Source organism: Corallococcus sp. AB018 (assembly GCF_003986945.1).
Classification (GTDB): Bacteria; Myxococcota; Myxococcia; order Myxococcales; family Myxococcaceae; genus Corallococcus; species Corallococcus exiguus.
This window is the reverse complement of sequence record NZ_RAWR01000028.1, coordinates 48,223-60,423: the sequence shown is the minus strand read 5'-3', so window position 1 is coordinate 60,423 and position 12,201 is coordinate 48,223. Positions and strand designations below refer to the sequence as shown.

The 12,201-nt window shown below is 69.2% G+C and carries 2 protein-coding genes (1 of these 2 only partly in view); both read left to right on the top strand.

The window, feature by feature from the left end:
- The first annotated feature begins 15 nt into the window (after positions 1–15).
- On the top strand, positions 16–5,181 hold the full coding sequence (locus D7Y11_RS08760; RefSeq protein WP_233607242.1) for a non-ribosomal peptide synthetase: 5,166 nt from the start codon (positions 16–18) through the stop codon (positions 5,179–5,181).
- Positions 5,182–5,605: 424 nt separating this feature from the next.
- On the top strand, positions 5,606–12,201 hold the 5' end (the start) of the coding sequence (locus D7Y11_RS08755; RefSeq protein ID WP_126933467.1) for a non-ribosomal peptide synthetase. The gene runs 22,762 nt beyond the window's last position; the window shows 6,596 of its 29,358 coding nt (coding positions 1–6,596); it begins with the start codon at positions 5,606–5,608; its stop codon lies off the right edge, out of view.

The following is a 12,201-nucleotide window of genomic DNA, read 5'->3' as shown; positions in this document are numbered from 1 at the left end:
TTCTCGCCGGAGGAGTTGAAGGGCACCCTCGCCGCGACGAGCCTCAACTTCGACCTCTCCGTCTTCGAGCTCTTCGCGCCGCTCTCCAGTGGTGGTGCGGTGGTCGTGGCACGCAACGCACTCCACCTGGCGGAGCTGCCCACCGCGTCCCACGTCACCCTCGTCAACACCGTGCCCTCCGCCATGGCGCAGCTGCTGCGTCTTGGCGCGGTGCCGCCTTCCGTGCGCGTCGTCAACCTCGCCGGTGAAGCCCTCCCGGAGACGTTGGCGAAGCAGGTCTACGCAGTGCCCACGGTTGAGAAGCTCTTCAACCTCTACGGCCCGTCCGAGGACACCACCTACTCCACCGCCTCTCTCGTCGGTCGTGACGAGGTGCCCCTCATCGGCCGCCCGCTACCCGCGACACGGGCCTACGTGCTGGACGCTTCGCTGCAACCGGTGCCCGTGGGCGTCGCAGGCGAGCTGTACCTCGCGGGCGAAGGCCAGGCTCGTGGCTACCTGCTGCGTCCGGAGCTCACCGCGGAGCGCTTCCTGCCCGAGCCTTACGGTCCTCCCGGCGGCCGCATGTACCGTACGGGCGACCGCGTCCGTTATCGCCTCGACGGGCGCCTGGAGTACCTCGGCCGCATCGACTTCCAGGTGAAGGTGCGCGGCTTCCGCATCGAACTGGGCGAAATCGAAGCCGCGCTCCGCCGCGCCCCGGGCCTCAAGGACGCCGTCGTCGTCGCGAAGGGTGAGGCCGCCGACAAGCGCCTCGTCGCCTACGTCACGCCCAAGGCTGAGACCTCCCTGGAAGTGGAGGCCCTCAAGGCCCATCTGCGTCAGGGCCTCCCCGAGTACATGGTGCCCTCCACCTTCGTGGTGATGGACGCCCTGCCCCTCAACTCCAACGGCAAGGTGGACCGCAAGGCACTGCCGGAGCCGGAGGCGCCCCAGTCCGGCAACACCTACGAAGCGCCTCGCACGGAAGCCGAAGCGAAGCTGGCCTCCATCTGGGCGGAAGTCCTGCGCCTGCCCCAGGTGGGCGTGAAAGACTCCTTCTTCGAACTGGGCGGGCACTCGCTGCTGGCCACCCAGGTGGTGTCGCGCGTGCGCACGGACCTGGGCGTGGAGCTGCCCCTCCGCGCCCTCTTCGAGTCCCCCACGGTGGAAGCCCTGGCCGCGCGGCTGCACGGAAGCGCGAGCGCCCATGCTCCGAAGCTCACCCGAACCCCGCACGACGGCCCGCTGCCTCTGTCCTTCGCGCAGCAGCGGCTGTGGTTGCTGGATCAGCTCCAGCCCGAGGATGCGTCCTACAATCTCCCGGTCGCGCTCCAGCTCTCGGGCCACCTGGACGTGGAAGCCCTGCGCCGTGCCTTCGAGGCACTCGTCGCCCGTCACGAGGCCCTGCGCACCACCTTCCATGAACATCAGGGGCAGCCCACGCAGCGGATCCAGGCTCCGGCGGCATGGACGCTGCCGCTCATGGACCTCTCTTCGTTGCCCGAAGAGGAGCGGGAGAAGGAGGCTCGGAAGCTGGCCGACGAGGAGGCCCGGCGACCCTTCCGCCTCGCCACGGGTCCCCTGCTGCGCAGTGCGCTGGTGCGGCTGCGCGAGGATTCACACCTGCTGCTGGTGACGATGCATCACATCGTCTCCGACGGCTGGTCCATGGGCGTGCTCGTCCGCGAACTCATCTCGCTGTACTCCGCGTTCCATGACGGCAAGGAGCCCGGCCTCACGCCGCTGCCCCTGCAGTACGCGGACTTCGCCGCCTGGCAGCGGAACTGGCTCCAGGGCGAGGCACTGGACGCGCAGATCCACTACTGGAAGCAGCAGCTCTCCGGAGCTCCCGCCGCGCTGGAGCTGCCCACGGACCGTCCGCGGCCGCCCGTGCAGTCCCACCGGGGTGCCACGATGGAGGTTCGCATCCCCCAGGACGTCGCCCGTGCGCTCAAGGCGCTCGCGGGACGCGAGGGGGCCACGCCCTTCATGGTGCTGCTCGCCGCGTTCCAGGTGCTCCTGTCGCGCTACTCCGCGCAGGAAGACATCAGCGTGGGTTCCCCCATCGCTGGCCGCACCCAGGCGGAGACCGAAGGCCTCATCGGCTTCTTCGTCAACACGCTCGTCTTGCGCGCCCACTTGAGCCCGCGCGCGACGTTCCGCGAGCTGTTGGCCCAGGTGCGAGGCACGACCTTCGCCGCCTTCGAGCACCAGCACCTGCCCTTCGAGAAGCTCGTGGAGGCCGTGCAGCCCACGCGCGACCTGAGCCGCAGCCCCCTGTTCCAGGCCATGTTCGTCCTGCAGAACACGCCCACCGAGGCGCTGCGTCTGCCGGGACTGTCCTTCCAGTCCCTGCCGCTGGAAGCACACTTCGCCAAGTTCGATCTCTCCCTCGCCCTGCAAGAGGTCCGGGACGGAGTGGTCGGTTCGCTGGAGTACGCAACGGACCTGTTCGACGCCGCGACCGTCCAGCGCATGGCCGGACACTTCGGCGTGTTGCTGGAGGCCATCGCGAAGAAGCCTGAGTCACGACTCGGGGACCTGCCGCTGCTCACTGATGCTGAGCGCCAGCAACTCCTCGTCGAGTGGAATCCTCCTGCCTCGCAGGTGCCGCGCGAACTCAGCATCCCCGCGATGGTGGAGGCCCAGGTGCGTCGCACGCCGGATGCGCTGGCCGTCATCACGCCCGAGCGGCGGTTGACGTACCGGGAGCTGGACGCGAAGGCTAATCAACTCGCGCACCGCCTGCGCGGCCTGGGTGTCGGGCCTGAAGTCCGCGTCGGTCTCTGTGTCGAGCGCACCGAGGATCTTCTCATTGGCACCCTTGGCATCCTCAAGGCCGGTGGTGCCTACGTGCCGCTGGACCCCAGCTATCCACGTGAGCGCCTGGGCTGGCTGCTGGAGGATGCGCAGGGGCCTGCCCTCGTCGCGCATTCACATCTGCTCTCGGCGCTGCCTGAAACCAGCGCCACGCCAGTGTGCCTCGACTCGGACGTGGAGCTGGCGAAGCAGCCGACGACGGCACCCGCGGTGGACATCCACCCCGGCCATCTCGCCTATCTCATCTACACTTCTGGCAGCACCGGCCGTCCCAAGGGTGTCGCCATCTCCCATGGCAACGCCGTCTCCTTCCTCCTCTGGGCCTTGGAGACCTTCTCCCCGGAGGAGTTGAAGGGAACGCTCGCCGCGACGAGCCTCAACTTCGACCTCTCCGTCTTCGAACTCTTCGCGCCGCTCTCCAGCGGTGGCGCGGTGGTGGTGGCTCGCAACGCCTTGCATCTGGCGGAGCTGCCTACGGCCTCTCACGTCACCCTCGTCAACACCGTGCCCTCCGCCATGGCGCAACTGCTGCGCCTGGGTGCGGTGCCGCCTTCCGTGCGCGTCATCAACCTCGCCGGTGAAGCCCTGCCGGAGACGCTGGCGAAGCAGGTCTACGCCGTCCCGACGGTGCAGAAGCTCTTCAACCTCTACGGCCCGTCCGAGGACACCACCTACTCCACCGCCTCCCTCGTCGGTCGTGACGAAGTGCCCCTCATCGGCAGGCCCCTGCCCGCGACGCGTGCCTATGTGCTGGACGCTTCGCTGCAACCGGTGCCCGTGGGTGTCGCAGGCGAGCTGTACCTCGCGGGTGAAGGCCAGGCGCGTGGCTACCTGCTGCGCCCGGAGCTCACCGCGGAGCGCTTCGTCCCTGAGCCTTACGGTCCTCCCGGCGGCCGCATGTACCGCACGGGCGACCGTGTCCGTTACCGCCTCGACGGGCGCCTGGAGTACCTCGGCCGCATCGACTTCCAGGTGAAGGTGCGCGGCTTCCGCATCGAACTGGGCGAAATCGAAGCAGCCCTTCGTCGCGCCCCGGGTCTCAAGGACGCCGTCGTCGTCGCGAAGGGTGAGGCCGCCGACAAGCGCCTCGTCGCCTACGTCACGCCCAAGGCCGGGGCCTCGCTGGAGGTGGAAGCCCTCAAAGCGCACCTGCGTCAGGGCCTCCCTGAGTACATGGTGCCCGCCACCTTCGTGGTGATGGACGCCCTGCCCCTCAACTCCAACGGCAAGGTCGACCGCAAGGCGCTGCCCGAACCCGATGCCCACGCCATCGAGGCCCGGGACTTCGTCGCTCCCCGTGATGCGCTCGAAATGCAGCTCGCTCGCATCTGGGAGGACGTCCTCGGCGTCCGCTCCGTCGGTGTCCGCTCCAGCTTCTTCGAACTGGGCGGCCACTCCCTGCTCGCCGTGCGCATGCTCGCGTCCATCCGTGAGCGTCTCGGCCTCAGCCTCCCTCTCTCCGTCCTCTTCCAGCAGCCCACCGTCGAGCAACTCGCGCAGGTGCTCCGCGACGACTCGCGGGCCTGGACGCCCCTCGTTCCCCTGGAGCGCGGAGAGCCTGGTCACCGGCCCCTCTTCCTCGTCCATCCTGGCGGCGGCAACGTCCTGGCCTACTCGGAGCTGGCGCGCAGGCTCGGGCCTTCACTGCCCGTCTTCGGACTCCAGTCTCGCGGCCTCGACGGGCGCCCCGTCGTCGAGTCCATCGAGGAGATGGCCACCCTCTACATCGAAGCGATCCGCACCGTGCAGCCGCAGGGCCCCTACCAGTTGGGAGGTTGGTCCCTGGGCGGCGTCATCGCCTACGAGATGGCTCGCCGCCTGCGCGAGGCGGGTGAAGCCGTGGACCTGCTCGCACTCATCGACGCCCATGCGCCCGGCATCACGCCGCCTTCCGAGACAGAGCCCCACTTCTCTTCAGAAGCCCGAGTGAGGATCGCCTTCGCCCAGGCCACGGCCACCGCCTTCGGCCAGGAGCTCTCCGTCTCGGCCGAAGCGCTGGCACAAGGCGACGACGACGCGATGCTGGACCACCTGCTCCAGGAAGGCGTCCGGGCGAGCATCCTCGACGCTCACTCCGGGGCCGCCCAGCTGCGCGCCCTCTTCCGCGTCTTCCAGGCCAACCTCTTCGCGCAGGAGAAGTACGTGCCCCGGCCGTACGACGGCACCGCCCTGCTGCTGAGCGCCAGCGAGGCCGCGGCCGGGCTTCCACGTCACCGCGGCTGGGAGCCTCTCGTCCGTGGCGGCCTGGAGGTGCACGACGTCCCCGGCAGCCATCATGAGCTGCTGCAGGACACGCACCTCGATCCCATCGTGGAGCGACTGCGGCTGATCCTCGCCCGTGCGTCAGGCGGCGAGTCGCGCGCACCCACGGGAAGTTGAAGTCCGTCCGCCCCGCGCCAGCCTGTTCAGGCGCGGGGCTTCAGCTCCAGGAAGCCAGGCGCGCCGCACGGATCACTCCGCCGGGTTCGTTGGCGTCCAGAATTCGCGGGCCCCCGAACCTGAGATCCGGCTTTTGCGGTCGAGCGGTCACGCCAGCGTCAGAGCCGCCTCCTATGGTGGGGTCTGTAAACACAGGGATTTATTCATCCCCAGGGTGTGCCTCAGGAGCGCAGGGCCGGCCTCATGACACGCCATGTCGTTACCGAATAATGTAACCACCGCGAATTTGCCCACTGCCGCGCTTCCCCCGTGAGCGCGGTTCAGGACGGCAATCCAGCAACAGCAGCAGTCTGAGATCTCACGAGGGCCACCGTCCCGGGTGGTCCTCGTGCGCCATGGCATCCCCCAGTGCGGAGTACACGAGATGAGCCAGGATCTGTCGAAGCGGATCGCCAACCTCTCACCGGAAAAGCGCGCCGAGTTGCTCAAGAAGATGGCCGCGCAAAAGGCCACGGCTGGCAACTCCGTCCAAGGCCTCATCCCGGTGCAGGACCGAACGCGTCCGCTGCCGCTGTCCTTCGCGCAGCAGCGCCTCTGGTTCATTGATCAGCTGCAACCCGGCACCTCCCTCTTCAACGTGCCCATGGCGGTGCGCCTGGAGGGTGCGCTCGACGTGGCCGTGCTGGAGCGCGCGCTGCGAGAAGTCGTGCGCCGTCATGAGGTGCTTCGCACCACCTTCAGCGAGGACGTCTCCGGCCCCGTGCAGGTGGTGTCCCCGGAGCCGCTGCTCACCCTGGAGCGCAAGGACCTCACGGGCTCACCGCCGGAGGAAGCGTGGCGCCTGGCGCGTGACGCCGCGGCCCAGCCCTTCGACCTCGCGAAGGGCCCGCTGCTGCGCGCGCTGCTTCTGACGTCGGCACCGGGAGAGCACCTGCTCGTCGTGGTGGTGCACCACATCGTCTCCGACGGCTGGTCCATGACGCTGCTGGTGCGCGAGGTGGCGCTGCTCTACGGCGCGCTCGCGCGAGGACAGGCAGCGCCCCTGCCGCCGCTGGGCATCCAGTACGCCGACTTCGGCGTCTGGCAGCGCGAGTGGATGCAGGGCCCTCGGCTGGAGAAGCAGCTCGATTACTGGAAGCGGCAGCTGGTCGGAGTGCCCTCCGCGCTGGAGTTGCCCACCGACTTCCCCCGCCCCGCCACCCGCGACGGACGAGGCGCCCGGCATGACGTGCTGCTGCCGCGCGAATTGACGGACGCGCTCAAGGCCCTCGCCCAGCAGGAAGGCGCCTCCCTCTACATGGCGCTGCTGACGGGCTGGCAGATGCTGATGGCCCGCTACTCCGGCCAGGAGGACGTCACCGTCGGCTCCCCCATGGCCGGCCGCACGCGTGGTGAGGTTGAGAGCCTCATCGGCCTCTTCGTCAACGCCCAGGTGCTTCGCACGCGGGTGACGGACACTGCTTCCTTCCGCACGCTGCTGCGTCAGGTACGGGAGACGGTGCTGGGGGCGCAGGAGCACCAGGAGCTTCCCATCGAGCGCCTCGTAGAGGAATTGAAGCCTGAGCGCATCCCGGGACGCACTCCGTTCTTCCAGGTGATGCTCACCTACCAGGCCTCCTTTCGCGGCTCCGCCTCCGTTGAAGGCGTGAAGCTGGAGGCCCTGGAGCTCGACACCTTCTCCGCCAAGTTCGACCTCACCCTCCAGGTGCTGGAGACGGACGCCGGCCTCAAGGGCTACCTCGAGTACACCACCGACATCTTCACCGCCTCCACCGCCGCACGCATGGCCGAGCACCTGCGCGTGCTCCTTCAGGAGGCCGTTGCTCAGCCGAATGAGTCAGTCGCCCGATTGCCGCTACTGACCACCGTTGAGCGGCGCGAAATGCTGGTGGAGTGGAACGCCACGCGCGCGCCGTTCCCCGAAGCGTGCATGCATTCGCTCTTCGAGGCGCAGGTGCGCCTCGCTCCGAACGCGGTGGCCGCTGTCTTCGAGGGGACGCAGCTGACGTACGCGCAGCTGGATGCGCGCGCCAATCAGCTCGCCCATGCCCTTCGCCGTCGCGGCGTGGGGCCCGAGGTCCGCGTTGCACTCAGTGTCGAGCGCTCCCTCGATATCGCCATCGGTCTGCTGGGCATCCTGAAGGCTGGTGGTGCCTGGGTGCCCGTGGATCCGCTTCTGCCTCGTGAGCGATTGGCCTTCATGCTGGAGGACAGCGCGGCCCAGGTGCTCGTCACCCAGCAGCCGCTCGTGGACCGCTTCCCCGAAGCACTGCATGCACGCGCGCTCTGCCTGGATACGGAGCGCGAGTCGCTGGCCGAGGAGCCGACGGATGCGCCCGTGACGGGCGTGACGCCCGCGAACATGGCGTACCTGCTCTACACCTCGGGCAGCACCGGTACGCCCAAGGGCACGGCGGTGGAGCACCGCAGCGTCGCCAATCTCGTCACCCACGAGGCGGTGGCCTACGGCATCGGTCCCGGCAGCCGAGTGTTGCAGTTCGCCAGCCTCAGCTTCGACCTCTCCGTGGAGGAGATTTTCACCACGCTCTGCAACGGCGCCACGCTGGTGCTCGCGCCGCTGGAGAAGCTGATGCCGGGCGCGCCGCTGCCCGTGCTGCTGCGTGAGCAGGAGTTGAGTGTCGTCAGCCTCACCCCCGCGGCACTGGCAGCCACGTCGTCCGAGGGGCTGCCCAAGGTGCGCACCGTCATCTCCGGCGGCGAAGCCCTGCCCGCGGACGTCGTCGCGCGTTGGGCCCAGGGACGGCGCCTGCTCAATACCTACGGCCCCACCGAAGCCACCGTCATCGCCACCTTCGGTGAGGTGGTGGCGGATGGTGAAGTGCCGTCCATCGGCAAGCCGCTGGCGAACGTACACGTCTATGTGTTGGACCCGCACGGCCAGCCGGTGCCCGTGGGCGTGCGCGGCGAGTTGCACATTGGCGGCGTCGGCGTGGCGCGAGGCTATGCGGGACGCCCGGGCCTCACCGCAGAGCGCTTCGTGCCGGACGCCTTCTCCGGTGAGGAAGGGGCTCGCCTCTACCGCACGGGCGACGTGGTGCGCTGGCGCGCTGACGGACAGCTGGACTTCGTCGGCCGCATCGACGCGCAGGTGAAGGTGCGCGGCTTCCGCATCGAGCTGGGCGAAGTCGAGAACGCCCTACGCGCAGCCCCCTCCGTGAAGGACGCCGTCGTCCTCGCGCGCGAGGATGCTCCGGGTGACAAGCGACTTGTCGCCTACGTCGTGGGTGAGGCGCTCGACATCACGGCTCTCCGCGCGCACCTCAAGCAGCACCTGCCTGAGTACATGGTGCCCGCGGCCTTCGTCCCTCTGGACGTGCTGCCGCTGACGTCCAACGGCAAGGTGGACCGCAAGGCGCTCCCTGCTCCGGACGCGAGCGCGCTCCGGGCTTCGCACGCCTACGAGGCCCCGGCGACACCGCTGGAGGAGAAGCTCGCGGCCCTGTGGAGCGAAGTGCTTCGCGTGCCCACTGTCGGCCGCACGGACAACTTCTTCGAACTGGGTGGCCACTCGCTGCTCGCCACGCAGTTGGTGGCCCGCGTGCGTGCGGCACTCGACGTGGAGTTGCCGCTTCGTGCCCTCTTCGAGGCCCCCACCATCGCCGCCCTGGCTGAACGCCTCCAGCGCGCCACGACCGGCACGCGTCTGCCCTCCCTGACGCGCACGCGCACCGAAGGCCACCTGCCTCTCTCCTTCGCTCAGCAGCGCCTCTGGTTCCTCGATCAGCTGACCCCGGACGACGCCTCCTACAACCTGCCCGTCGCGCTGCGCCTCCTGGGCCGGCTGGACGTGGAGGCCCTTCGCCGTGCCTTCGAAGCGCTGGTGGCGCGGCACGAAGCGCTGCGCACCACCTTCTTCGAGGAGGAGGGCCAGCCCTTTCAGCGCATCCATGCCCCGGCCGCATGGGCGCTCCCGGTGGAAGATCTCTCTTCCCTGGAGGAGTCCGCGCGCGATGCGGAGACGCTGCGGCTTGCCACCCGTGAGGCCCGGCAGCCCTTCCACCTCGTCCACGGGCCTTTGCTGCGCACAGCCCTCCTCAAGCTTTCAGAGGATTCCCACGTCCTCCTCGCGACGATGCACCACATCGTCTCCGACGGCTGGTCCATGGGCGTCCTCGTCCGCGAGCTGGCGAGCCTCTATGAGTCCTTCAGTGGCGGCCGGGCTCCCTCCCTGCCACCGCTGCCCGTGCGGTACGCGGACTTCGCCCTCTGGCAGCGCCAGTGGCTCCAGGGGGAGCCGCTGGAGTCGCAGCTCGGCTACTGGAAGCAGCAGTTGGCGGGTGCCCCCGCCGCACTGGAGCTGCCTACGGACCGTCCTCGTCCAGCAGTGCAGTCCCGCCGCGGTGCCACGGTGCCCGTGCACTTCCCGTCGGAACTGACGGACTCCCTTCGCAGCCTGGCTCAGCGGGAGGGCGCTACTCCCTTCATGCTGCTGCTCTCCGCCTTCCAGCTGCTACTGTCGCGCTACTCCGGCCAGGACGACATCAGCGTCGGCTCCCCCATCGCGGGCCGCACCCACTCCGAGGCCGAGGGCCTCATCGGCTTCTTCGTCAACACGCTGGTGTTGCGCGCCCACGTGCGCCCAGAGGACTCCTTCCGCCAGTTGCTCTCCCAGGTGAAGGCCACCACGCTCGGGGCCTACGAGCACCAGCACGTCCCCTTCGAGAAGCTGGTGGAGGTCCTCCAGCCCTCGCGTGACTTGAGCCGCAGCCCGCTCTTCCAAGTCATGCTCGTCCTGCAGAACGCGCCCGCAGAAGCCCTGCGCGTGCCGGGCATGGCCTTCCAGCCCATCCCTCTGGAGGGCAACTCCTCTCGCTTCGATTTGGCCCTCACCCTCTTCGAGGTGCCTCAGGGCCTCACCGGCTTCCTCGAGTACAGCTCCGACCTCTTCGACGCCTCCACCGCCCAGCGCCTCATGGGCCACTTCGGCGTCCTTCTCTCCTCTCTCGCCGCCCAGCCCGACACTCGCGTGTCCACGCTGGAGGTGATGACAGCAGGGGAGCGGAAGCAGCTCCTCGTTGAATGGAACGAGACGGACGTCGCCTTCCCGCGCGACACCTGCATCCACCACGTCGTCGCGGAGCATGCCCGCCGCGCTCCGGATGCGGTCGCCGTGCGCATGGGTGAGCGAAGCATCAGCTACGCGAGCCTCGACGCCTGGGCCCATGGACTTGCTGTCCAACTCCACGCGGCCGGTGTCTCCCGTGGCAGCCGCGTCGCCGTCCTTGCTGAGCGCTCTCCGGAGTTGGTGGCGGGCCTCCTCGCCGCACTCAAGGCGGGCGCCGCCTACGTCCCCATCTCTCCCGGTGTCCCGCCGGAGCGTCTGGCTTTCATGCTGGAGGACTGCGGTGCTTCTGTCCTCCTCACCCAGCAGCACCTGCGCGACTCGCTGCCGCCCCTCTCCGCTCGTGTCCTCGCGCTCGAAGTGGAGACTGCGGCGCACCAGCAGCCGCTGCTGGTGATGCCCGTGGGCCCGGAGGATTTGGCCTACGTCATCTACACCTCCGGCAGCACCGGACGGCCCAAGGGCGTCGCTGTCCACCACCGCGCGTTGATGAACCTCGTCTCCTGGCACCAGCGCACCTACGCGCTGACGCCCAAGGACTCCACGGCCCTCACCGCGGGCGTCGCCTTCGACGCTTCCACCTGGGAGGTGTGGCCTTCCCTCGCCTCTGGCGCCAGCCTCGTCGTCCCGCCCGAAGCCGTGCGTGCGGAGCCCTCCCAGTTGCTTCAGTGGCTGGCCCGCGAAGCCATCACCACCTGCTTCATGCCCACGCCTCTGGCCGAGGCCGTGCTGCGCGAGGAGTGGCCTCGCCCCATCGCCCTGCGTGCCCTGCTGACGGGCGGAGACGCCCTGCACCACGGCCCGCCTCCTTCGGTGCCCGCTGCCCTCTTCAACCACTACGGGCCCACCGAGAGCACCGTCGTCGCCACCTTCACCCCCGTCGCTGCCTCCTCGCGCGACGACGGCACGCGGCCTCCCATCGGACGGCCCATCGCCAACACCCGCACCTACGTCCTCGACGCCCACCTTCAGCCGGTGCCCGTGGGTGTCCCCGGTGAGCTCTTCCTCGCCAGTGAAGGCCTCGCCTGGGGCTACCTCGGCCAGCCGGCCCTGAGTGCCGAGCGCTTCATCCCGCACCCCTTCTCCTCCACGCCGGGTGCCCGCCTCTACCGTACGGGCGACGTCGTGCGCTGGCGCGCCGACGGACAGCTGGACTACCTCCAGCGGCTCGACTTCCAGGTGAAGGTCCGCGGCTTCCGCATCGAGCTGGGTGAAATCGAAGCCTCTCTCCTCGCGCACGCTTCCGTGCACGAAGCCGCCGTCCTCGCTCGTGAGGACGTCCCCGGGGACAAGCGCCTCGTCGCCTACGTCGCGCCCACTTCGGGCCAGCAACTGGACACCTCGGCGGTGCGCACGTTCCTCAAGGAGCGGCTGCCCGAGTACATGGTACCCGCCGCCTTCGTCGTCATGGAGGCCCTTCCCCTCAGCCCCAATGGCAAGGTGGACAGGAAAGCACTGCCCGTCCCTGACGCTTCACCGCTCGCGGACTTCGTCGCTCCTCGCGACGCCACCGAAGAGAAGCTCGCGGACGTCTTCGCCCAGGTCCTGCGCGTGGAGCGCGTGGGCGTCCACGATGACTTCTTCGCGCTCGGTGGCCACTCCCTGCTGGCCACCCAGCTCGTCTCCCGCGTCCGCGCGGCCTTCGGTGCGGAGCTGCCGCTTCGAGCCCTCTTCGAGGCCCCCACCGTCGCCGCCTTCGCCGAGCGCCTGCGCACCTCCGCCGCTGGCTCCCGGCTCCCGCCACTCCCTGTCGCCACCCACGAGGGCCCGCCGCCCCTGTCCTTCGCGCAGCAGCGGCTGTGGCTGCTGGATCAGCTCCAGCCGGGCAGCGCCGCGTACAACATCCCCGCGGCCCTTCGCCTGAAGGGCCAGGTGGACGTGGAGTCCCTGCGCCGTGCCTTCGAGACGCTGGTCGCACGGCATGAAACGCTGCGCAC